Annotated in this window: 17 protein-coding genes and 1 riboswitch; of the genes, 6 read left to right on the plus strand and 11 right to left on the minus strand. The window is 66.6% G+C overall.

Features of this window, described 5'->3' with window-relative positions:
- Nucleotides 1–68 precede the first annotated feature (68 nt).
- Nucleotides 69–1,514: an adenosylhomocysteinase gene (gene ahcY / locus ACZK2G_RS03405; protein WP_136638872.1), complete on the minus strand. Its 1,446-nt coding sequence runs from the start codon at nucleotides 1,512–1,514 to the stop codon at nucleotides 69–71.
- 36 nt (nucleotides 1,515–1,550) lie between these two features.
- Nucleotides 1,551–1,633: riboswitch (S-adenosyl-L-homocysteine riboswitch) on the minus strand.
- A 120-nt stretch (nucleotides 1,634–1,753) separates the two neighbouring features.
- On the opposite strand from ahcY, the gene ACZK2G_RS03410 reads away from it, so the two are divergent.
- Together ACZK2G_RS03410 and ppc are read left to right on the plus strand one after the other, a co-directional pair.
- A complete protein-coding gene (locus tag ACZK2G_RS03410) occupies nucleotides 1,754–4,276 on the plus strand; it encodes a S9 family peptidase (protein ID WP_337302521.1) in 2,523 nt (840 codons plus the stop codon).
- 126 nt (nucleotides 4,277–4,402) lie between these two features.
- Nucleotides 4,403–7,114: a phosphoenolpyruvate carboxylase gene (ppc, locus tag ACZK2G_RS03415; protein ID WP_136638874.1), complete on the plus strand. Its 2,712-nt coding sequence runs from the start codon at nucleotides 4,403–4,405 to the stop codon at nucleotides 7,112–7,114.
- A 63-nt stretch (nucleotides 7,115–7,177) separates the two neighbouring features.
- On the opposite strand, the gene ACZK2G_RS03420 is transcribed toward ppc, so the two are convergent.
- Nucleotides 7,178–7,684, minus strand: coding sequence for an acyl-CoA thioesterase (locus tag ACZK2G_RS03420; RefSeq protein WP_046982718.1), 507 nt, complete (start codon nucleotides 7,682–7,684; stop codon nucleotides 7,178–7,180).
- A 139-nt stretch (nucleotides 7,685–7,823) separates the two neighbouring features.
- Nucleotides 7,824–9,035, minus strand: a complete 1,212-nt coding sequence (metK, locus tag ACZK2G_RS03425) for a methionine adenosyltransferase (RefSeq protein ID WP_012510070.1) — start codon at nucleotides 9,033–9,035, stop codon at nucleotides 7,824–7,826.
- A gap of 333 nt (nucleotides 9,036–9,368) precedes the next feature.
- Here metK and olsF point away from each other — a divergent pair, with 333 nt between their 5' ends.
- Both olsF and ACZK2G_RS03435 read left to right on the plus strand, forming a co-directional pair.
- Nucleotides 9,369–11,084, plus strand: a complete 1,716-nt coding sequence (olsF, locus tag ACZK2G_RS03430) for a bifunctional ornithine lipid synthase OlsF (protein WP_046982720.1) — start codon at nucleotides 9,369–9,371, stop codon at nucleotides 11,082–11,084.
- Nucleotides 11,081–11,881 (plus strand): UDP-2,3-diacylglucosamine diphosphatase, encoded by an 801-nt coding sequence (locus tag ACZK2G_RS03435; RefSeq protein ID WP_046982721.1) that lies wholly within the window; start codon nucleotides 11,081–11,083, stop codon nucleotides 11,879–11,881. The genes olsF and ACZK2G_RS03435 overlap by 4 nt, the downstream gene beginning before the upstream one ends.
- A 32-nt stretch (nucleotides 11,882–11,913) precedes the next feature.
- Here ACZK2G_RS03435 and ACZK2G_RS03440 read toward each other — a convergent pair whose 3' ends face one another.
- Nucleotides 11,914–12,828 carry an IS110 family RNA-guided transposase gene (locus ACZK2G_RS03440; RefSeq protein WP_478474706.1) on the minus strand — a complete coding sequence of 305 codons (915 nt, stop codon included), beginning with the start codon at nucleotides 12,826–12,828 and terminating at the stop codon, nucleotides 11,914–11,916.
- 409 nt (nucleotides 12,829–13,237) lie between these two features.
- Here ACZK2G_RS03440 and ACZK2G_RS03445 point away from each other — a divergent pair, with 409 nt between their 5' ends.
- The gene (locus tag ACZK2G_RS03445) at nucleotides 13,238–14,302 is read left to right on the plus strand and encodes a metal-dependent hydrolase (protein ID WP_295380679.1); all 1,065 of its coding nucleotides are present in this window, start codon (nucleotides 13,238–13,240) and stop codon (nucleotides 14,300–14,302) included.
- A 31-nt stretch (nucleotides 14,303–14,333) separates the two neighbouring features.
- Here the strand turns inward: ACZK2G_RS03445 and ACZK2G_RS03450 are convergent, their stop codons facing one another.
- From ACZK2G_RS03450 to ACZK2G_RS03470, 5 genes are all read right to left on the minus strand, one after another.
- The gene (locus tag ACZK2G_RS03450) at nucleotides 14,334–16,082 is read right to left on the minus strand and encodes a DUF7657 domain-containing protein (protein ID WP_248298475.1); all 1,749 of its coding nucleotides are present in this window, start codon (nucleotides 16,080–16,082) and stop codon (nucleotides 14,334–14,336) included.
- A gap of 222 nt (nucleotides 16,083–16,304) precedes the next feature.
- Nucleotides 16,305–17,132: a class I SAM-dependent methyltransferase gene (locus ACZK2G_RS03455; protein WP_046982724.1), complete on the minus strand. Its 828-nt coding sequence runs from the start codon at nucleotides 17,130–17,132 to the stop codon at nucleotides 16,305–16,307.
- A 60-nt stretch (nucleotides 17,133–17,192) separates the two neighbouring features.
- Complete coding sequence (gene dusB, locus ACZK2G_RS03460) at nucleotides 17,193–18,188, minus strand: tRNA dihydrouridine synthase DusB (RefSeq protein ID WP_046982740.1); 996 nt, start codon at nucleotides 18,186–18,188, stop codon at nucleotides 17,193–17,195.
- 159 nt (nucleotides 18,189–18,347) lie between these two features.
- A complete protein-coding gene (locus tag ACZK2G_RS03465; RefSeq protein ID WP_253079237.1) occupies nucleotides 18,348–18,779 on the minus strand; it encodes a hypothetical protein in 432 nt (143 codons plus the stop codon).
- Between the two features lie 81 nt (nucleotides 18,780–18,860).
- Complete coding sequence (locus ACZK2G_RS03470) at nucleotides 18,861–19,778, minus strand: LysR family transcriptional regulator (RefSeq protein WP_478474707.1); 918 nt, start codon at nucleotides 19,776–19,778, stop codon at nucleotides 18,861–18,863.
- Between the two features lie 95 nt (nucleotides 19,779–19,873).
- On the opposite strand from ACZK2G_RS03470, the gene ACZK2G_RS03475 reads away from it, so the two are divergent.
- Nucleotides 19,874–21,061 carry an MFS transporter gene (locus tag ACZK2G_RS03475; protein WP_337302518.1) on the plus strand — a complete coding sequence of 396 codons (1,188 nt, stop codon included), beginning with the start codon at nucleotides 19,874–19,876 and terminating at the stop codon, nucleotides 21,059–21,061.
- A 54-nt stretch (nucleotides 21,062–21,115) separates the two neighbouring features.
- Here ACZK2G_RS03475 and ACZK2G_RS03480 read toward each other — a convergent pair whose 3' ends face one another.
- Together ACZK2G_RS03480 and ACZK2G_RS03485 are read right to left on the minus strand one after the other, a co-directional pair.
- Nucleotides 21,116–22,081: a ribokinase gene (locus ACZK2G_RS03480; RefSeq protein ID WP_046982727.1), complete on the minus strand. Its 966-nt coding sequence runs from the start codon at nucleotides 22,079–22,081 to the stop codon at nucleotides 21,116–21,118.
- Nucleotides 22,082–22,106: 25 nt separating this feature from the next.
- Entirely contained in the window at nucleotides 22,107–23,405 is a 1,299-nt protein-coding gene (locus tag ACZK2G_RS03485) for a NupC/NupG family nucleoside CNT transporter (RefSeq protein WP_004144334.1), read from the minus strand.
- Nucleotides 23,406–23,472: the final 67 nt, after the last annotated feature.

The following is a 23,472-nucleotide window of genomic DNA, read 5'->3' on the forward strand; positions in this document are numbered from 1 at the left end:
CGTTCTTCCTGCTTCCGTTGCTGGGGTCAGAGCCCTTTCCTGCGGAAAGGGATCCGACCCCGGCACGATCAGTAGCGGTAGTGGTCCGGCTTGAACGGGCCTTCCACCGGCACGCCGATGTAGTCGGCCTGTTCCTGGCTCAGGGTGGTCAGCTTCACGCCGATCTTTTCCAGGTGCAGACGCGCCACTTCCTCGTCCAGCTTCTTCGGCAGCAGGTACACCTTGTTCTCGTAGCTGTCCTTGTTGGCCCACAGGTCGATCTGGGCCAGGGTCTGGTTGGCGAACGAGTTGGACATCACGAAGCTCGGGTGACCGGTGGCGCAGCCCAGGTTGACCAGGCGGCCTTCGGCCAGCAGGAAGATCGCATTGCCGTTCGGGAAGATGTACTTGTCCACCTGCGGCTTGATGTTGACGTGCTGCACGCCCTTGAAGCCCACCAGCGCATCGACCTGGATCTCGTTGTCGAAGTGGCCGATGTTGCAGACGATGGCCTGGTCCTTCATCGCGCTCAGGTGCTCGATGCGGATGATGTCCTTGTTGCCGGTGGTGGTGACGTACAGGTCGGCACGGCCCAGGGTCGATTCGATGGTGTTGACTTCATAGCCTTCCATCGCCGCCTGCAGGGCGCAGATCGGGTCGATCTCGGTGACGATCACGCGCGCGCCGTAGGCACGCAGCGACGCGGCGCAGCCCTTGCCGACGTCACCGTAGCCGCAGACCACGGCCACCTTGCCTGCCAGCATCACGTCCATCGCGCGCTTCAGGCCATCGGCCAGCGACTCGCGGCAGCCGTACAGGTTGTCGAACTTGCTCTTGGTGACCGAGTCGTTGACGTTGATCGCCGGGATCAGCAGGGTGCCGGCCTGGGCCAGCTGGTACAGGCGGTGCACGCCGGTGGTGGTCTCTTCGGAGACGCCCTTCCAGTCCTTGACCACGCGGCCCCAGTAACCCGGGCGCTCCTTGGCAACGCGCTTGAGCAGGTTCTTGATGACCTGCTCTTCGTGCGATGCAGCCGGCTCGTCGACCCAGGTGCTGCCGTTTTCCAGTTCGTAGCCTTTGTGGATCAGCAGGGTGACGTCACCGCCGTCGTCGACCACCAGCTCCGGACCGGTCAGGGTCCCGTCGGCCAGGGTGAAGGTCAGCGCGTCCAGGGTGCAGTCCCAGTACTCTTCCAGCGACTCGCCCTTCCAGGCGAACACCGGGGTGCCGGTAGCAGCGATGGCGGCAGCAGCGTGGTCCTGGGTGGAGAAGATGTTGCACGAGGCCCAGCGCACGTCGGCGCCGATGTCCTTCAGGGTCTCGATCAGCACCGCGGTCTGGATGGTCATGTGCAGCGAACCGGTCACGCGCACGCCCTTCAGCGGCAGGCTGGCGGCGTGCTTGCGGCGGATCGACATCAGGCCCGGCATCTCGTGCTCGGCGATGTCCAGTTCCTTGCGGCCCCAGTCGGCCAGGGTGATGTCGCGGATCTTGTAATCGCCTTCGGTGGAGAAGGTCTTGGCAACAGCATTCATGCAATAGCTCCGGTTGTGGACGAGCGGATGCTCGCTTCTGGCCGGGCGCCGTTGTTGCAGTACCACCTGGCCGAGCCTGGCCGGCCTCAAGGGATCCGGTCGCAGCGCCCCTCGGCAGGGGAGGACGGCCATTATATCGCGCCTCCGGTGTGACACGCCGATGACCCAACCATCGGCAGGTGGGCGGGCGGGCATGGCCTGTTAAGGTCGTTGTTTTCACGCATCACACAGGTGGAACGATGAGCATGCACCCGCGCCGCAACCGGCGCTTGACCGGCCTGGTCCTGTCGATGGCCCTGCTGGCGGTGGCTCCGCTGGCGCTGGCCGCTGCGCCAAAGGCCGCTCAGGGCCAGACGCAGGCGCAGGGCGCCACCGGCTACGAGCTGCCCTCGGCGGCGCTGCAGGCGGTGGTCGACGCGCCACGCGCACCCTCGCTGTACCTGTCGCCGCGCCGCGACGTGGCCGCGATGATGCAGATGCCGTCGCTGCCGTCGATCCAGGTGGTGGCGCAGCCGGAACTGAAGCTGGCCGGCCTGCGCATCAACCCGCGCACGTTCTCCGACAGCCGCTTCAGCTTCGGCGAGAAGCTGTGGCTGATGAACGTGGCCGACGGCAAGGAACGGCAGATCAGCGGCCTGCCGGCCAAGTTGTCGATCGCCAGCGTGATGTGGTCGCCGGACCAGAAGTGGCTGGCCTTCAACCAGGTCGATGCCGCCAGTGGCGCCAATGAACTGTGGCTGGTGGACGTGGCGGGCGGCAGCGCCCGCCGTCTGGTCGCCGGCCTGAACACGGTGATCGGCAGTGGCTACCAGTGGCTGCCGGACAGCCGCGGGTTGGTGGTGTTCACCCGCCCGGCCAACCTCGGTGCGGCCCCGGCCGCCGACGGCATCCCGACCGGTCCGGCCGTGCAGCAGACCAGCCAGGGTGGCGGCGTAGTGTCGATCCGCACCTACCAGGATCTGCTGAAGAACGAGGCCGACGCGCGCCAGTTCGATTACTACGCGACCACCCAGCCGATGGAAGTCAGCCTGGATGGCAGTACCCGCGCGATCGGCGCGGCCGGCATCTTCATGGGCTTCGCGGTGTCGCCGGATGGCCGCTTCGTGCTGCGCCAGCCGGTGCAGCGCCCGTACTCGTACGTGGTGCCGGTAAGCAGCTTCCCGCGCCGCATTGAAGTGATCGACCGTGCCAGCGGCAAGCTGGTGCACACCGTGGCCGTGCGTCCGCTGGTGGAAGGCCTGCCGACCGGCAACGATGCCGAAGTGACCGGCGTACGCGATATCAGCTGGCGCGGTGATGCCGATGCCACCCTGGTCTGGGCCGAAGCGCAGGATGGTGGCGACCCGAACAAGGACGCCAAGGTGCGCGATGCGGTGCTGATGCAGGCCGCGCCGTTCGACACGCCGCCGGTGACGCTGGCCCAGCTTGGCAGCCGCCTGGCCGGCATCAGCTGGGGCCGCGGTGACCTGGCGCTGCTGACCGAATCGTGGTGGAAGACGCGCAAGACCAAGACCTGGCTGATCGCCCCGGACAATGCCAGCGCCGAGCCGCGCCTGCTGTGGGATCGTGACGCGCAGGACCGTTATTCCGATCCGGGCCGGCCGCTGTTGTCCAGCGACGACCGCGGCCGCTCGCTGCTGCAGACCAGCACCGATGGCAGCAGCCTGTATCTGGCCGGTGCCGGTGCATCGCCGGAAGGCGATCGTCCGTTCGTGGACCGCTTCGATGTCGCCACGGGCAAGGCCTCCCGCCTGTTCCACTCGCAGGCGCCGAGCTACGCGCTGCCGGTGGCGCTGCTGGACAACCAGGCCAGCTCGCTGCTGCTGAGCCGCGAGAGCCCGGACGAGCCGGCCAACTTCTACGTGCAGTCGCTGGCCGACGCTGGTGCTGCGCCGCGTGCGTTGACCCACTTCGCGCATCCGCTGCCGCAGCTGAAGGGCGTGCAGAAGGAACAGATCCGCTACAAGCGCAAGGACGGAGTAGATCTGACCGCGACCCTGCTGCTGCCGCCGGGCTACGACCCGAAGCGCGATGGTCCGCGCCCGCTGCTGATGTGGGCCTACCCGGGTGAGTTCAAGAGTGCGGCCGCGGCCAGCCAGGTCACCGATTCGCCGTACCGCTTCAATGCGGTCAGCTACTGGGGCCCGCAGGCGTTCCTGGCCAAGGGCTATGTGGTGCTGGCCAGCCCGTCGATGCCGATCATCGGCGAGGGCGACAAGGAGCCGAACGACACCTATATCGAACAGCTGGTGGCCAACGCGCAGGCGGCGGTGGATGAAGTGGTGCGTCGTGGCGTGACCGATCGCGATCACATCGCCATTGGCGGTCATTCCTATGGTGCGTTCATGACTGCCAACCTGCTCGCGCACACGCGCTTGTTCAAGGCCGGCATCGCCCGCAGTGGTGCCTACAACCGCACGCTGACGCCGTTCGGTTTCCAGGCCGAGGAGCGCAACTACTGGCAGGCGCAGGATGTCTACCAGAAGATGGCGCCGTTCAATTACGCCGACAAGATCAAGGATCCGATCCTCTTCATCCACGGCGTGGACGATAACAACTCCGGTACGTTCCCGATCCAGAGCGAGCGCATGTTCGCTGCGGTGAAGGGCCTGGGCGGCACCGCGCGCCTGGTGATGCTGCCGAACGAATCGCATGCCTACCGCGCGCGCGAATCGATCATGACGATGCTGGCCGAGAGCGAGCGTTGGCTGGAGCAGACCATCGGCCCGGCCGATCAGGACAAGGCCAAGAAGAAGCGCTGACCGGACCCGGTAGTGCCGGCCAGTGGCCGGCACTACCAGATGAAACCATTTTTGCATCGCAGCACGACGCCCGTTCTGGTTTAGGCTTGGGGTCTGGATCCGTTGACCGAGGCCTGTGCGTCGCCGATGAACGAGTACCGCAGCAGTATCGAGTTTGCTTCCCCCGATCTTCCCCTGCGTGACGACGTACGCCGTCTGGGTGCACTGGTCGGCGACCTGCTGTTCGAGCAGGTGTCGGCCGCCTTCCTCGATGACGTCGAGGACGTGCGTACGCGTGCCATCGCCCGCCGCGAGAACCAGGCACCGCTGTCCGAACTGGCCGAAGGCCTGGCCGGGCGTGCGCCACAGCAGGCCGAGACCATGGTGCGTGCGTTCAGCACCTACTTCCAGGTGGTCAACATCGCCGAGCGCGTGCATCGCATCCGCCGCCGCCGCGACTACCAGCGCGCCGTCGCAGCCGCACCGCAGCCCGATGGCCTGCAGGATGCCCTGCAGCACCTGAAGGCACAGGGGGTGGGCCTGGACGAGCTGGCGCAGTGGCTGCCGCGCATCGACATCGAACCGGTGTTCACAGCACACCCGACCGAAGCGGTACGCCGCGCGCTGCTGGAAAAAGAGCAGTTGATGGTGGCCAGCCTGGTCGACAACCTCGACGGCCAGCGCACGCCGGGTGAAGCGGCTGCCGATGCCGCTCGCTTCCGCATGGCGCTGACTGCGTCATGGCAGACCACCGATTCCTCACCGGTGCGGCCCACCGTCGATGACGAACGCGAGCACGTCGGCTTCTACCTGGTGCAGGTGCTGTACCGGGTGATTCCGGTGCTGTACGAATCGCTGCAGCAGGCGTTGCGCGATACCTATGGCGAAGAACTGCCGCTGCCGCGACTGCTGCGCTTCGGTACGTGGGTGGGCGGCGACATGGACGGCAATCCCAATGTGGATGCGCACACCATCCGCAATACGCTGGATGCACAGCGCGTTGCCGTGCTGGGCCGTTACCAGAAAGAACTGCTGCAGCTGGCCAGCCTGCTCAGCCAATCCACCGAACGGGTGGGGGTGAGCGATGCACTGCAGGCGCGTGTCGCGCATTACCAGCAGTTGCTGCCGCAGGTGCAATCGCGGCCACGCCATGCCGACATGCCGTACCGGTTGCTCAACGACCGCATGCGCGCACGCCTGCAGGCCACGCTGGATGATGCCGACGGCGCCTATGCCGGCCCGGACGAGCTGATCGATGACCTGCAGCTGATCCTCGACAGCCTGCGCGCGAACCGGGGCGAACATGCCGGCGGCTTCGCTGTGCAACGCCTGCTGTGGCGGGTGAAGACCTTCGGTTTCCATCTGGCGCGGCTGGATGTGCGCCAGGAATCGAGCGTGCATGCGCGCGCGCTGGCGGCAGTGCTGGGTGGCGACGCTGCGTGGGAGGGCTTGGATGTACTGGGTCGTGCGCGCCTGCTGGCGCCGCATGCCGGTGGCGAGGTGCCTTTGCCGAAGGGCGAGGACGAAGGCAATCAGCGTTTGGATGCAGTGTTCGCCGCATTGGCGGATGCGCGTGCACGCCATGGTGGCGATGCACTGGGCAGCTACATCATCTCGATGGCACACGACCGCAGTGATGTGCTGGCGGTGCTGGCGCTGGCACGCCGTGGTGGTCTGGTCGATGACGCCGGTCACGTGCCGCTGGATATCGCGCCGCTGTTCGAAACCGTGGACGATCTCAAGCGCGGCACCGCGACGCTGCGCGACCTGCTGGCCGACCCGGTGTACCGTGCGCATCTGCGTGCACGCGATGACGTGCAGATGGTCATGCTGGGCTATTCGGACAGCAGCAAGGACGGCGGCATCGCCGCCTCGCGCTGGGGCCTGCAGCGTGCGCAGGTGGAACTGCTTGAGGTGGCGGCCGAGGCCGGCATCCGCCTGACCTTCTTTCATGGCCGCGGCGGCTCGATCAGCCGCGGTGGCGGCAAGACCACGCATGCGGTCGATGCCTCGCCGCGCGGCAGCATCGATGGCCGCCTGCGCGTGACCGAGCAGGGCGAGGTGATCCACCGCAAGTACGGCATCCGTGCATTGGCCCTGCGCTCGCTGGAACAGGCCACGGGTGCCGTGCTGCGGGCCAGCCTGCGCCCGCGTGCAGCGGAGCCGCGCGAGGATGACTGGCGGCCGGTGATGGATGTGGTCGCTGGCTCCAGCAGCGAGGTGTATCGCGCCTTCGTCGGCCAGGCCGGCTTCATGGACTACTTCCGCACGGCGACACCGATCGATGTGATCGAGCGGATGACGCTGGGTTCGCGGCCGTCGCGCCGGCTCGGCCAGGACGCGGCGTTGGGCAATCTGCGCGCGATTCCGTGGGTGTTCGCCTGGAGCCAGGCGCGTGCAGTCATTCCCGGGTGGTATGGCGTGGGCAGCGGCCTGCAGGCGGCAGTCGATGCTGGCCACGAGCAGACGCTGCGCGAGATGGCGCGTGACTGGCCGTTCTTCCGCACCTTCCTCGACGACATCGCGATGGTGCTGTCCAAGGGCGATATCACCATTGCCGAGCAGTTCTCGCGTTTGTCGGGTGAGCTGCACGACGCGTTCTTCCCGCAGGTCGAACGCGAGCTTGAACTGACCCGGCACTGGCTGCTGGCGTTGATGGAGCAGCAGACCCTGTTGGACCACGACGCGCGGCTGGCACTGTCGATCCGCCTGCGCAATCCCTACGTGGACCCGATCAGCGTGCTGCAGGTGGACCTGCTGCAGCGCTGGCGCGAAAGCGGACGCGAGGATGATGACCTGCTGCGTGCGCTGGTGGCCTGCGTGAATGGTGTCTCGCAGGGCGTGCAGAACACGGGTTGATCCGCGCCGGGCATGACCCGGCGCTACCTGCCTCGGTGGGTGCGGGGCTTGCCCCGCACGCCCTCAATCCTCCGGCGACGGCGGATTGGACGCCAGCAGTTCCAGATGGCGCTGCTCCATTTCCTGCCGCAGCTGGCGGCGGATCAGCGCTGCGGCCTGCCGGCGCTTTTCGTCCGAACTGGCCGGCTGCAGCGATGGAACCGGCGTCGGCCGGCCGTCCTCGTCCACCGCCACCATGGTGAAGAAGCAGCTGTTGGCGTGGCGCACGCTGCGCTTGAGGATGTCCTCGGCCACCACCTTGACGCCGATTTCCATCGACGAGGTGCCGGTGTAGTTCACCGAGGCCAGGAAAGTGACCAGTTCACCGACCGCGATCGGCTGGCGGAACACCACCTGGTCCACCGACAGGGTGACCACGTAGCGGCCGGCATAGCGGCTGGCGCAGGCATAGGCCACCTGGTCGAGCAGGCGCAGGATGGCGCCGCCGTGGACCTTGCCGGAGAAATTGGCCATCTCCGGCGACATCAGCACGGTCATGGACAGCTGGTGGGTTTTCAGTTCGGTCGACATGGCCAGATTGTATCGGCAACCGGGTAGTGCCGGCCGCTGGCCGGCAACCACGCGATTGTTTCCGCAGGCCATGAAAAAGCCGGCCAGCGGCCGGCTCTACCAGAAGCAGAAGGGCCGCTTGCGCGGCCCTTCGTGTTTCTTACTTCAGCTTCGCATCGGCGCGCAGGGCGGCGGCGCGGTCGGTCTTCTCCCAGGAGAAGGCCGTGGCGTTGACGGTCTCGCCTTCGCCGTTGAGGTAGCTGAACTCCTTCGGCTTGCGGCCGAAGTGGCCGTAGGCCGCGGTCTGCTGGTACATCGGGTGCACCAGGTCCAGCATCTTGATGATGCCGTACGGGCGCAGGTCGAAGTGCTTGCGGATCAGCTTCTCGATCTTGTCGTCGCTGATCTTGCCGGTGCCGAAGGTGGTGACCGAGATCGAGGTCGGCTCAGCCACGCCGATGGCGTAGGAGACCTGCACTTCGCAACGGTCGGCCAGGCCGGCGGCAACCACGTTCTTGGCGACGTAGCGGGCCGCGTAGGCAGCCGAACGGTCGACCTTGGACGGGTCCTTGCCGGAGAACGCGCCACCACCGTGACGGGCCCAGCCGCCGTAGGTGTCGACGATGATCTTGCGGCCGGTCAGGCCGCAGTCGCCCACCGGGCCGCCGATCTCGAACTTGCCGGTCGGGTTGATGTGGAACTTGGTGCCCTTGTGCAGCCACTTGGCCGGCAGCACCGGCTTGATGATCTCTTCGCGGACGGCCTCGATGAGGTCCTTCTGCTTGATGCCCGGGGCGTGCTGGGTCGACAGGACCACGGCGTCGATGGCCGAGACCACGCCGTTTTCATAGCGCAGGGTGACCTGGCTCTTGGCGTCCGGACGCAGCCACGACAGCGGCGAGTTCTTCTTCTTGCGGATCTTGGCCTGCTGCTCGACCAGGCGGTGCGACAGGTGGATCGCGGCCGGCATGTAGCTGTCGGTCTCGTTGGTGGCATAGCCGAACATCAGGCCCTGGTCGCCAGCGCCCATTTCTTCGGGCTTCTTGCGGTCCACGCCCTGGGCGATGTGCGGCGACTGCTTGCCGATCAGGTTCAGCACGCCGCAGGTGGCGCCGTCGAAGCCGACGTCGGAGCTGTCATAGCCGATGTCCACGATGACCTTGCGGGTCAGCGCTTCCAGGTCGATCCAGGCGCTGGTGGTGATTTCACCGGCCACGATGGCAACGCCGGTCTTGACCATGGTCTCGCAGGCCACGCGGGCGCGCTGGTCCTGGGTCAGGATCGCGTCCAGCACCGCATCGGAGATCTGGTCGGCAACCTTGTCCGGATGGCCTTCAGAGACCGACTCGGAGGTGAAGAGGTAGCTGGACATCAGGCTTAATATCCTTTGATTCGGATGGAAAGATGGGCGCGAATGATACACGGGGTGCGCCGCCTGTGCATTGTGAACCTGTACCGGTTGCCGGTGGTTAAGCCCATGTAGGCCTGCAGGGCCCGCTGCAGGGGGATTGAGGCCCAGCCTCGACGCCCAGTGTTCCACCAGCGTGACAACGGCGCGGGTCCTGCCTGGCCCCGGCCGCGCAGTCTGCGACCCCGCTCCGGGGCACCCGGCCGTCATCGTTCTGCCCCGAAACCGCCATCTGGCTGCCGCCTGCCGGGCGCAGGCTGTCGGCCAATCCGGCCGCCGGGCACGAGCGAACACGCCATGCAGGAACTCGAACAGCGTCTCCAGCAACGCTTTCCCGATTGGTTCCATGGTCGTCGTGGCCAACTGGCCCGGCCCTTGCTGCGCAGCGTCGGACGCTGGTCGCGCCTGGACCAGATCGAAGCGTTCCTGCAGCGCAGTGCAGGATTGCGCGGATTCGGGTTCGTCGCCGCCGGCCTGGAATTCATCGATGGCCAGTACCAGGTGGATCCAGCCGCGCTGGCGAAGATTCCCGCCACCGGCCGCCTGCTGATCGTCGCCAACCATCCGTCCGGGGCGCTGGACGCGCTGGCCCTGCTGGACGCGGTCGGCCGCATCCGCCGCGACGTACGGATCGTGGCCAACGACCTTTTAGGTGCGATCGCGCCATTGCAGGACCTGCTGCTGCCGGTGCGCATCCTCGGTGGCAAGGCCCAACGTGGCAGCCTGCATGCGGTCGAAGAAGCGCTGGCCGCCGAGCAGTGCGTGATCGTGTTCCCGGCCGGTGAGGTCTCGCGGTTGTCGCTGCGCGGCATCCGCGATGGCCGCTGGCAGCGCGGTTTTGTCCGCTTCGCCCGCGCTGCCGGTGCGCCGGTGTTGCCGGTGCGGGTGGAAGCGCGCAACTCGGCGCTGTTCTACGGCGCCTCGACCCTGTTCAAGCCGGCCGGTACCGCGCTGCTGGCGCGCGAGATGTTCACCCGTCGTGGGCGCCCGCTGCGGCTGTGCATCGGTGAGCCGATGCAGCTGGGCAAGGGCGGTGACCCGGGCGCGCAGCTGCTCGCGGTGCGTCGCGCGCTTTACGCGCTGGGTCGCAATGGCGCGGCCGCAGATGCCGCTGTCTGCGCAGGTCCCGAGCCGCTGGCCGCGCCGGTGCCGCCCTCGCAGGTCGCCGCGGGTATCGCGGCCGCTACCCAGCTGGGCCAGACCGCCGACGGCAAGCAGATCCTGCTGGCCACCTGCGCGGCCGATTCGCCGCTGCTGCTGGAACTGGGCCGCCTGCGCGAGCTGACCTTCCGCCAGGTCGGCGAGGGCACCGGCCGCAGCCGTGACCTGGACGCCTTCGATCCGCAGTACGAGCACATCGTGATATGGGACGCGGCCGCGCAGCGCATCGCCGGCGCCTACCGCATCATGCGCGGTGCCCATGCGCTGGCCCGGCATGGTCTTTCCGGGCTCTACAGCGCGTCGTTGTTCCGTTATTCCGACGACGCCATCACTCACATCGCCGAGGGCCTGGAACTGGGGCGCAGCTTCGTGGTGCCCGATTACTGGGGCAGCCGCAGCCTGGACTACCTGTGGCAGGGCATCGGTGCCTACCTGCAGTGCCGGCCGGGCATCCGCTACCTGTTCGGCGCAGTGTCGATCAGCGCGGCACTGCCGCGTGATGCGCGCGAGCAGCTGGTGGCGTACTACCAGCGCTATTACAGCGGTAGCGCCGGCCTGGTTGAATCGAACCGGCCGTTCCAGTACTTCGCGGCACCACCGAGCTTCGGCGAGCTGGATGCCGGCGCCGCATTCGATGTGCTGAAGGCCAACCTGGCCGCACTCGGCACCGGCGTACCGACGCTGTACCGCCAGTACACCGACCTGTGCGAACCCGGCGGCGCCCGCTTCCTTGCCTTCGGTGTCGATCCGGATTTCAGCGATTCGATCGATGGCCTGATCGAAGTGGACCTGTGTGCGATACGGCCCAACAAGCGCAAACGCTACCTGCGCGATGCGGGGATGCCGGCATGAGCACGCTGGCGAACCTGTCGCCACACCGGCGCGCAGTGTTCGTTTCCGACGTGCACCTGGGCTCGCGCCACTGCCACGCCGCCGAGCTGGCCCGGTTCCTCTCGCAGTTGCGCTGCGAGCGGCTGTACCTGGTCGGTGACATCATCGACCTGTGGTGGATGGCCCACCGCCGCGCCAACTGGCGGCAGTCGCACAGTGAAGTCATCCAGGCCCTGCATGCGCTGCGCCGTGCTGGCACCGAGATCATCTACATTCCCGGCAACCACGACGCCTCGCTGCGCCAGGTGTGCGGGCTGATGCTGCCGGCGATGCAGGTGCGTCGCCGTGCGATCCATACCACTGCTGACGGCCGCCGGCTGCTGGTCGTGCATGGCGACGACTACGATGGCGTGACCCACTTCGGGGGGCTGCAGGAGAAGTTCGGCGACTGGCTGTACTACCGGATCCTCACCGGCAACCAGGCATTGAACGCGGTGCGGCGCGTGCTGGGCATGCGCTACTGGTCGCTGTCTGAATTCCTGAAAAAGCGTAGTGGTGCAGCCGAGCGCTACATCGAGCGCTTCGTGCAGGCCGGGCTGGACGACGTGCGCCGGCGCGGCCTGGATGGCATCGTCTGTGGCCACATCCACCGCGCCGCGCTGATCGAGCGCGATGGCCTGGTCTACGCCAACGATGGCGACTGGGTGGAGAGCCTGACCGCGCTGGTCGAAGACCACGATGGCGCGCTGCGCCTGCTCGACCACAACGGGCAGACCCTGGTGGAACTGCCGGGCGCGCGGCTGTCGCAGGCGGCGTAACGCGCGTCTGTTCTCCTGTAGCAACTGTCTTGTCAGGCGGAGGCCATCTGGGCCTCCGCATCCCTTTTGCGGGCGTTGAGGATCACCAGCATCTTGCGCATCACCGCGACCAAAGCCACCTTGCCCGGCTTGCCCTGCTTGACGAGGGATTCAAAAAATTCCTTGAGCCGAGGCTCATAGCGTTTGGCCGTCAGCGCCGCCATGTAGAGCGCTTCGCGTACAACGGCGCGGCCACCGCTAATGCTCCGTCTCCCTTTCCAGGTGCCGCTTTCGCGGTTCATGGGGGCAACCCCTACCAAGGCCGAGATGGCTTTCCCGCTGAGCTTGCCCAGCTCCGGGAGCTCGCAGGCCAGGGTTGCCATCAACACCGGGCCGGCACCTTTGAGCTTGGCAAAGTCACGCCATCCTTCCTGTTCGGCCAGCAGCGCTGCGATGGTGGCGTCGAGCTGCTTGATGCTTTTCTGGATCTCGCGCAGGTGTTGATTCAGCATGGAAATCAGGCTGGGTTCGCTGAACGCGCGCATGCGCTGATGCTCGCTCACCCGCATCTGGACCAGGTGGCGACGTCGCTGGCACAGCTCACTCAGACGGCGCTGCCAAGCCGCTGGCGGTACGTAGCGGGTCAGCTTTAGGGCATCGGCCATGTGGGCCAGCACCATGGCATCAATACGATCGGTCTTGGCCTGCTTTCCCGTGGCTGAGGCAAAGCTGCGGCCACGGCCAGGATTGATTCGTACCATCGGCAGGCCTGCTTCATGCAGCGCATCCAGTGCCTTTTGCTCGTAGCCGCCACTGGCCTCGAGCACGACCTGCTTGGCTGGCCACTGCTGCAACCACCGGATCAGGCTATTCCAGCCACGTTTGCTGTTCTTGAACTGGCGAAAGGCCTGTTCATGGACGGCAACATCCAGATTCTCACCACTGACATCGATCCCGATCCCAAACATGAGGTAACTCCGCTAGGCTGACAGGGCCGAGAGCTCCCCCCGCTTGCCCAGTCTTATCAGTGCGAGCGCCAACTCGATCAACTGTTCGGGCGGATCAGGGAGAAACCGGCGCGGAGATCCTTGCTACAGAGCGATCGAGAAGACCTAGAGCCGAACGGTCGCCCGCGCCGGGCTCTCGGCACCTAAGGTGCCAGAGTCGCAAGAGATAAGAGCCGAGCCCATGCTCTGCGGACGTGGCGCGACGGGGGGCGAACCGAAAAACAGGCGAGCATGGCTCGACTCCACAAGGGCGCGAGCGGGGCGGATGCTTCCCCGCGCATTGCGATGCGCCCTACGGACTGGCGCCCTTGATCAATGGTGGCGCGGCTCGGCTCTACATACACCGCGCGCAAGCCGCTAGCATCGGCCCATGGATTCCCTGACCCAGATCGTGCTCGGTGGCGCCGTCGCCGCTGTCATCGCTCCGCCCGGCCATCGCCGCGCGGCCCTGCTGGCCGGTGCCGCACTTGGCACCCTGCCGGACCTCGATGCTCTGTGGTTGGGCTTCACTGCCGCAGACCCGGTGGCGAACATGGTGGAGCACCGCAGCTTCAGCCATTCGTTGCTGGTGCTGCCGTGGGTGGCCGCGCTGATCTGGTGGTTGTTCAAGCGCTTCGGCAATGGCCGCGTCGCGCAGTCACCGGTGCGCTGGTTCTGGGCGATCCAGTTGGCGCTGGTCACCCATCCCGTGCTGGATGCGTTCACCGTCTACGGCACCCAACTGTGGTGGCCGTTGCGGCCACACCCGACCATGGGTTCCAGCGTCTTCATCATCGATCCTGGCTACACGGTGTGGCTGCTGCTGGGCTGCGTGCTGGCCTGGTTTGGCCGCGCCCGTCCCTGGACTGGCAAGGTGCTGGGTGTGGCGCTGCTGATCAGTAGTGGCTACCTGGGTTGGGGCCTGATCGCCAAGGCGCAGGTCGACCGTGCCGCGCAGCAGAGCCTGGCGGCGATGGGGCTGGGCGATGCGCCGCGCTTCTCGGTGCCGATGCCGTTCAACACGCTGCTGTGGCGGGTGGTGGCGATGACGCCGAACGGCTACGTGGTGGGCGACCGCTCGCTGGTGGCCGACCATGGGCCGATGCAGTTCGAAGGGTATGCGTCCAACGTGCAGGCATTGCGCGAAGCGGAGGGCATTCCTGCGGTGCAGCAGCTGCAGTGGTTCAACCGCGGCTTCATGCGTGCGCGGGTGGTTGACGGCCGGCTGGTGCTTAGTGATCTACGCATGGGCCTGGAACCGGACTACACCTTCAACTTCGCGGTGGCCGAACAGGTTGATGGCCAGTGGCGGGCGATCACGCCCGAACAGCTCCGGGTGGACTACAGCAGCCCGGCCGCGCGTGCCGATGCCGGGCGCCGGCTGGCAGCGATGTGGCAGCGGATCTGGCAGGAGCCGGCAGTGCAGCCCCGGGGGGATGACACTGCTGTGCATTGATCGCGCGGTGATTGGCGGTTGCGGCAGATGCTCAGCGTTCGGTGGGCGGAGCCAGCATTACCTTCGCTGGGACTTCCACCAGATCTGCCTGCAACAGGCGAGGGATATCGCTGCTTGGGTTCACGCTGACATGATGATAGCGGTTGAAGATGAAGTTGAAATCTCGTTCCGGCATCGTCGGGAAGTACCTTCGGAAGTAACCCATCTGCGGCAGATACAACACGTGATTTACTGCCGGAATGCCAGCGCCGGGAAGTAGACCACCCAAGCTGCCCGTCGCGACCAGCGCGCCATCCGCATTGATGCGCGCGCCGCGCGCCTGCTGTGCCTGCAGCACCGCCTGGCGATCAATCGAAAAGATGGGCCCCGCCGGCTGCACCGGATTGAACAGGCCGTTGCCCAGCAGATTGGTCAATGCGGCGGCGGCCAGTACCAGCGTGGGTGCATTCTTCGACCACTGAGGGCGGCTGGCAGCAACTGCGAGAGCGGCAAGGCAGAGATAAGGAACTATGTCGTAGGCGCTATACAAATGGTGGAAACCATCGTTACCGAGCGGGTACTTGGCCAGGCTGCCGATGGCCAGCAGACCTGCTAGCAGCAGTAGGCGCCCGCGTTGAAGAAGCGCGCCGCACTGGATGAGGATAATGGCGCAGGCGATGTTGAGCAGCAGGCCAAAGGCAAGCAGGGCACGGATAGGTGGTACCAGCGACAGGCCGGTGAGCTTGCCGATCAGTGCCGGAACCGGCAGAAACATCCAGCACGCCACCAAAAGCAGGCCTGCGACCAGGATCGACAGCGCGCGGCGGTTGTTGCGCACCCAGCAACGGAACCGGCTCCCGTCGATCAGCACCAGCGTGAATAGCGGCAACAGGCTGCCCAGTACTGCGATCTCGCATTCGTTGGATGTCGTGAAGGACGGCAACGGCACGAACTTGTAAGTCATCAGGTTGGGAAATACATGCGCCAGCAGGGACACCGGGCTTACCCCACCTCCTGCACTCACACGCTGCCCAGGGTAGACCGTGTCGCGGGCGATCTGGATGATCTCGTGGAAGTAGCCGAAGAACACCGCCAACGAAAGCAGGCCGGCGGCAACTGCATCGAGCAACCGGGGAAGCGACAACGTCTCACGGCGAAATGCCAGAACCAGTAAACCCATCGTCAGCAGCGAGCCGATGGTGAACGGGGGATAGGTTGCTGCCACCAGCCAGGCAGACAGCGCATATGCGCTGGCCAGTATGCGCAGCCAGCGGTTGCCGATGCCGAGCCAGGCGACTGCGCACCAGGGTGCAAGGGCGAACGCACCAGCGTTGCTGGACCACCAGACCTGCACGAACGGCGAGAAGAACAGGATGCTGGCGATCAGCAGTGCGGGAAGCGGAGGTAATCGAAGTTGACGCAGGAACGTTGTCCAGCCGGACAGGAATGCCACGGCCATGAAAACGAAGAAGAACGAATAGGCGTTTGCCGGAGGCAGAATGAAGAACGCCCAGTGGTAAGGCTTGAACAATAGACCCCAGTCAAGCAGCGGAAGCGCCTGAAAGGTGCGCAGCGACTCACGATAGGGTGAGTGCGCATTCATCTGGCCGAAATCGTTAGCGACGGCGATCTGTACGTAGGGCGTGTAAACCATCCACTCATCCGAGCGGATAGACCGGGCAGAGCCGAGCAACGGCTGCAAAGGTTCCAGGCCCATACGCTCGAATGCCAGCGCGTAGGACGAAGGAGTCAACGCAAAAGCAACATACAGGATGCAGAACGCGGCCAGCAGGCCCAGCAAGAGCCTTGCCTGATTTGTACTCCATCCACCTGGCAGGCCCGCATCGTGCGCAGGCGTTGGCGGTCGTCCGCTGTCGGTCATCTTTCGCTCACAGATCAGGTGCCGCCGGTGTGGCGCGCATGCCGTCCGGAATCCGGCTGGCAGCATGGGACGCGGCATGCACCTTGTGCAGCCATGTTGGCGAAATTCTAGCGGGTTGCCCTCGCCACGGCGAGGTTGCGTTCAATACACCGTCGCGCGGCCCTGCACGAACGAGTAGAAGAACACCGCGTTCGGGTCGTTCTGCACCAGCCGGAACTCGCGGCGCATGCCTTCCACGGTTTCCTCGTCCACCGAGCCGGCCTGCAGCAGCTGGTCGGCCGCCGACAGCAGCAGCTGTTCCCAGAACGCGATCATCGTCTTGCGACGGGCCGGTTCGCGGTTGTCCAGGTGGATGGTCTTGATCTCGGTCTGCACATCGCGGAAGCCGCCGGCCAGCAGCAGGTTGCCCAGCTTGGCGCCGACGAACGGGTCGCCGCCGTGGTCGTACTGGAAGTCGTTGAAGGCCATCCAGTAGCGCCAGATGTGCGGTGAGTACGGGTCGAGCAGGAACGAGGCGTTCATCACCTCGGTGATGTACACCGGCGAGCCCGGGGCCAGCACCCGGCGCACTTCGCTCAACACGCGCGCCGGTGACGGCACGTGCTCCAGCACCCAGCACAGGAACGCCGAATCAAAGCTGCGGGCCTCGAACGGCAGTTCGCCGGCATCGGCCTGCTGCAGGGTGTAACGGTCGCTGCACCACGGCGTGCGCGCCAGGTTCTCGCGTGCGGTGGCCAGCTGCGTTTCGCTCAGGTCCACACCGGTCACGTGCAGCTCCGGGAAGCGGCGCAGCAGGATCTCGGTCTGTGCGCCGACGCCGCTGCCGACTTCCAGCAGGCGCCGCGCGCCGCTGTAGTCGATCTGGCCGAAGATGCTCGATTCCAGCAGGCGGGCCTGGGTCATCAGGCGCTGCTGCTCGGTGCCGGAGAATCCGTGCAGGTAGGTCGGGGAGGAGATCGGCGGAGTCATGACGGCGGGCTCTTGTAGCGTCGAGCTGGCTCGACTGTTCGGAAACGCGGGGCGGGCGGCTCAGGCCGCCGAAGACAGCGCCGGTTCCCCAGCGATCAGGCGGTCGAAGTAGTCGGTGGTCAGTGCGATCTGGCTGGCCGGATCCTCGGCACGGTTGACCACCGCACGGAACGCCGCGTTTTCCGGCCGGTCCTTGGCGTACCAGCCCAGGTGCTTGCGTGCGATGCGCACGCCCTGTGGCTCGCCGTAGAACGCGTGCAGTGCGTGCAGATGGCCGAGCAGGATGTCGCGTACTTCGGCCAGCGACGGCGGCGGCAGTTCCTCGCCGGTGGCCAGGTAATGCGCCACCTCGCGGAAGATCCACGGCCGTCCCTGCGCCGAGCGACCGATCATCACTGCATCCACGCCGGTCTGCTTCAACACAAAGGCGGCCTTCTGCGGCGAATCGATATCGCCATTGGCGATGACCGGTATGCGCAGCGCGGCCTTGATCTCGCCGATGGTGGCGTACTCGGCCTGGCCGGTGTAGTGCTGGTCGCGGGTGCGGCCGTGCACGGCCAGCGCAGCAATGCCGCTGTCCTCGGCAATGCGCGCGATCAGCGGGCCGTTGCGATGGTCGCAGTCCCAGCCCGTGCGGATCTTCAGGGTGACCGGCACGTCCACCGCGTTGACCACGGCTTCGAGGATGCGCGCCACCAGCTGCTCGTCGCGCATCAGTGCCGAACCGGCCCAGGCGTTGCACACCTTCTTGGCCGGGCAGCCCATGTTGATGTCGATGATCTGCGCGCCGTGGTCGACGTTGTAGCGCGCGGCCTCGGCCAGCTGCTGCGGCTCGGTGCCTGCGATCTGCACGCTGATCGGTGCCGGTTCGCCGTCGTGGTCCATGCGGTGGATCGACTTGCGCGTGTTCCAGAAGCGCGGGTCGCTGATGGTCATTTCCGAGGCAGCCAGTCCCGCGCCCAGCCGTTTGCACAGCAGGCGGAAGGGCTTGTCGGTGACGCCGGCCATGGGCGCCAGCACGACGTTGGGAGCAATGGAGTACGGGCCGATCTGCATGCGCCCATTGTAGGGCGCGGGCGCCCACGCGAACGTGTCCGGCACGGCCGGGTTCAGGCCGATCCGGACCGTTCTCATGCCGCACGGGTATCAGCAGATGCTTGACGGTTGCTTCCGCCGCCCCCATGGGCAGGCGATGGTAGGCGGCTGGGTGAGGGCCTAGCCCAAAGCCTGCCAGGCCTGGCGGGTGCCCAGGGCGAAGGCCAGGCCCAGCCCCAGGCAGGCCAATGAGCTGGTCACCCAGAAGCGTGAGCCGTTGTACCCCGGCCGGAACAACGCCAGGCCGAAGCCCATCGCTGCACGCAGCAGCAACAATGCAGCGATGCAGGGCAGAACCAGACGGCTGGCCGGCAGCGGCGAATGCCAGCCGGCGGCTGCCAGCGCATACAGCGTCCAGGCCACCAGCACGGCGGTGATGGCGGCGGTCATCAGTGGTGGCCACCAGTGGCCGGCCCGGGCCAGCCGCACCATGCGCGAGCCAGCGCCGAAACGCTGGTACCACGGCGCGCCGAAGGCGATGCAGCCGATGTGCAGCAGTGCTGCGATGGCACTGCCAGCGGCTGCGACCAGCAGCCAGGGGAATCCGTCCATGTCCTGCCCGTGCAAGGAAGCTGCGCGGATGGTGGGCGAGGGCCGCAGTGCGGGCAATGCGACGGGTGGTCGCAGCCGGAATCAGTGCGGAGGGTCGATCCGCAATCCGGTGCCGAGATGGTCCAATGCCACATCCACACGCGGCAGCCGTTGCCGGCCCTGCGGCCACAACAGCCGCAACGGCAGGCCACGGCAGTCCAGCGCCGGCAGGATCGAGACCAGGCTGCCACGTGCCAGCGCGTCATCGACCAGCCAGCTGGCCAGCTGGGCGATGCCGAAGCCCGCCTCGACGGCCGCCACCTGTGCTTCGGCACTGCCGACCACCATCCGTGCGCGGGCCTGCAGCGGTGCGCTGCGCTGCCCTCCATCGGCCACCTGCCACGGGCCGATACTGCCGTCGGCACGGCCGAACAGCACGCCATCGTGGTCGGCCAGCTCCGCCCCGGAGGTCGGCAGGCCGTGCTGCTGCAGGTAGGCCGGTGAGGCGCAGAAGCGCAGGCATTCGTAACCGAGCAGGCGGCTGCCGAGGGTGGCCGGCAACGGTTCCGGGCCGCCGATGCGCACGGCCAGATCGATACCGTCCTCGGCCAGGTCGATGAAGCGGTCGCTGAAGGTCACTTGTGGCCGCAGCCGGGGAAACTCGGCGGCCAGCTGCAGCAGCAGCGGCCAGACTTTCAATCGCCCGAAGGTGGCCGGTGCGTCCACCCGCAGGCGGCCCACCGCGGCATCGGCATGCGCGGCCAGCACCGATTCGGCATCGGCCAGTTCGCCAAGCACGCGCACGCACGTGCGGTAAAAGCCCTCACCGGCCTCGGTCAGGCGCAGGCGGCGGGTGCTGCGTTCGAACAACCGCGCGCCCAGGCGCGCTTCCAGCCGGGCAACGGTCTTGCCGACCGCCGAACTGGTCAGATGCAGCCGCTCCGCGGCGGCGGTGAAGCTGCCAGCGTCGGCGGTGGCGACGAAGGCCTCGATGCCGCGCAGCCGTTCGTTGGGAAGCATGGGTGAATATCTGTCCGGAATGGATGGAAAACATAGCAGTAATCGGAATTAGGGGAGGAAATAGGCTGGGCGGCCCTTGTCCCTGGCGGTCCTGCATGTCTTCCCTCGATTGTTCCGTTGCCACCGGTCACCGTGCTGCCCGTGCCCGCCTGTCCGTTGCACTGTTGGCGGTCTCCGCGTTCGTCATCGTCACCACCGAATTCCTGATCGTCGGCTTGCTGCCGGCGCTGGCGCGCGATCTCGGCCTGGGCATCGCACGCGCCGGGCAGCTGGTCACCTTGTTCGCGTTCACCGTGATGCTGGCCGGACCACCACTGACCGCACTGTTGGCGCATCTCGACCGGCGTCGCCTGTTCGTGGCCATCCTGCTGCTGTTTGCGGCCTCCAACGCGCTCGCGGCGGTGGCCACGCTGCCGTGGTTGCTGGCCCTGGCGCGGGTGCTGCCTGCGTTGGCGCTGCCGGTGTTCTGGGGCACGGCCAGCGAGACTGCCGCGCAGCTGGCGCCGGCGGGGCAGGGGGGGCGTGCGGTGGCACGGGTCTATCTGGGCATCACCGCCGCGATGCTGTTCGGCATCCCGCTGGGTACGCTGGCCGCCGAGGCCATCGGTTGGCGCGGCAGCTTCTGGCTGCTGTCGGCGCTGTCGCTGCTGATGGCGGGCGCACTCGCACTGTGGATGCCGGGCACCGCAGTAGAGTCACGGCGCGCGCTGGGCGAACAGGCGCGCGTGCTGCGGCAGCCGTGGTTGCTGGGCAACGTGCTGCTGTCGGTGCTGGTGTTCACCGCCATGTTCACCGCCTACACCTATCTGGCCGACGTGCTCGAGCGCCTGTTGCAGGTTCCCGCCGCGCAGGTGGGTTGGTGGCTGATGGGCTTCGGTGCGGTCGGGTTGCTTGGCAATGCACTGGGCGGGCGTTGGGTGGATCGTGCACCGCTGGCCGCGACGCTGGCGTTCTGCACGGTGCTGGCGCTGGGCGTGCTGGCCAGCGTCTGGCTGGCCGGGCAGGGAGGGGGGGCGGTCATCGCACTGGCGTTGTGGGGTGTTGCGCATACCGCGCTGTTCCCGCTGTGCCAGGTGCGGGTGATGCGCGCGGCGCCGCAGGCACAGGCGCTGGCCGGCACCTTGAATGTGTCGGCCGCCAATGCCGGTATCGGCCTGGGCGCGTTGCTCGGTGGCGGGGCCATCGAACGCTGGGGCCTGGGCTCGCTGGGCATGGCGGCCGCCGCGGTGGCGCTGCTGGCGATTGCAGCGGGGCAGCTGTTGCGACATGCGGAAGAACCATAAAAAAAGCCCGGGCATCTGCATGCCCGGGCTCGTTCATCCACGCGTGAGGTGGATCTACTTTGCTTCAGAATCAGCCGGGGTGAAGCGTGGCATCGCCGCAGCGGCGCCTTCCTTCTCGGTCGAACGGCCGGCGAACTGGTTGGCGAAGCGCACGTGGCGGGCGAACGGGGCGTCGGCCACCTGCGCCAGCGACGCGGCCAGCGCACCGTTGAAGGCGTCACCGGCACCGGTGGTGTCGATTGCCTGCACTTGTTCGGCACCCACGCGATAGTACGGCTGGGTATCGCCGCGCAGGTTCTCGTCGGCATGCGACACGAACACACCCACCGAACCCAGGGTCACCACCACCGTACCGTTGCCGACCAGCTTGCGGCACAGCGCATGCAGGCTGGCGCCATCCAGCGCAGCGACGTCGTTGGCATCCACGCGCTCGCCGACATGACGGCCAAGCAGGGCGGCGAACTCGGTCTCGTTCGGGGTGATCACATCGGCCAGCTTGAGCAGGCCGATGGTGGAGGGGGCATCGGCCGGCGCGGTGTTGAGCACGGTGGTGACACCGGCCTCGCGGGCGCTGGCCAACGCTGCTTCGATGGTCGGCACCGGCGATTCCAGCTGCACCAGCACCACCTTGGCGCCGGTCAGCAGCGCCTGCTGCTGTTGCAGGAAGTCGGTGCTCAGTGCGGCGTTGGCACCCGGGCCGATCACGATGGTGTTGCGGCCGCGGGCATCCACGTAGATACCAGCAGTGCCGGTCGGTTCGCTGCTGGCTTCGGCGATCAGCCCGAAGCCATCCTGTGCGGCCAGCTCGCGGGCGGTGGCGCCACCGGCGTCATCGCCCAACGCGCACACGAAGTGGGTGTCGGCACCGGCGCGGCAGGCCGCCACGGCCTGGTTGAAGCCCTTGCCACCGGGGCCGGTGCTGTAGCGGCCGGCAATGGTCGCACCCGGTGCCGGCAGCGACTCGCACCGCCACACGTGATCGACATTGAAGGAACCGACGACAACGACACTGCTGCTCATAGGGAATCTTTTCTCAACCAAGGGTTCAACTGAAGTGCGTCAGCACGCCGGCGATGGTCGCCGTCATGAAGGTGGCAATGGTACCGCCCAGCACCGCGCGCAGGCCGAACTTGGCCAGATCGTGGCGACGTTCCGGGGCCAGGCCGCCGATGCCGCCGATCTGGATCGCGATCGAGCTGAAGTTGGCAAAGCCGCACAGCGCGTAGGTGGCGATCAGGCGACCTTCGTCAGACAGGCTCACGCCCGCCACCTGGCCGTTCACGATCTGCGACAGTTCGGTATAGGCGACGAATTCGTTGATCACGACCTTCTGGCCGATCAGCGAACCGACGGTGGTGGCATCGGCCCACGGCGTGCCGATCACCCAGGCGATCGGTGCCAGCACGTAGCCGAAGATGGTCGACAGGTTGGTCGGCTTGCCGATCTGCGCGGCCAGCCCGGTCACTTCACCGATCCAGGTCAGCGGGGCGTTCAGCAGCGCGATCAGTGCGATGAAGGCCAGCAGCATCGCGCCGATGTTCAGCGCCAGCTTCAGGCCGTCACCGGCGCCAGCGGCCGCGGCATCGATGATGTTGCTGGAGGTCTTCTCCACTTCCATCTTCACCGTGCCGCGGGTGAGCGGGGTACCGGTTTCCGGAATCAGCAGCTTGGCCACGACCAGCGTGGCCGGCGCGGCCATGATGCTCGCCGCCAGCAGGTGCTTGGCGTAGAAGGCCTGCTGTACCGGGTCGCCGCCGCCGAGCATGCCCACGTAGGCCGCCAGCACGCCGCCGGCGATGTGGGCCATGCCGCCGATCATCATGGTCAGCAGCTCGGACTGGGTCATCTTGGCGATGTACGGGCGCACCGTCAGCGGCGCCTCGGTCTGGCCGATGAAGACGCTGGCGCAGACGCTGGTGGTTTCCGCACCGGACACGCGCATCACCTTGGTGATCGACCAGGCCATCACGCGCACGATGCCCTGCATGACGTTGAGGTGGTACATCACCCCCATCAGCGCCGAGAAGAAGATGATGGTCGGCAGCACCTGGAAGGCGAAGATGAAGCCGTAGTTCTTGACGTCCATCAACGAGCCGAAGATGAACTTCGAACCTTCGTTGACGAAGCTCAGCACCTTCACGAAGCCGTGGCCCAGCGCATCGAACACGTCGCGGCCGCCCGGCACCAGGATCACCAGCGCCGCGAATGCGATCTGCAGGGTGATACCGGTGGCAACCAGCTTCCAGTCAACCGCACGCTTGTTGTTGGAAAACAACCAGGTGATGCCGATCAGCACCGCCAACCCGAACAGGCCGAAGCCGATCCTGCCCAAACCTTCGACCATGTGAGTGACTCCCCTGGGGCGTCGCGAAAAACGGGAAGCCTAGTGCAGGGCAGGGGCCGGGGCAAGG

The sequence above is a fragment of the Stenotrophomonas sp. 107298_Sma genome (assembly GCF_056480345.1).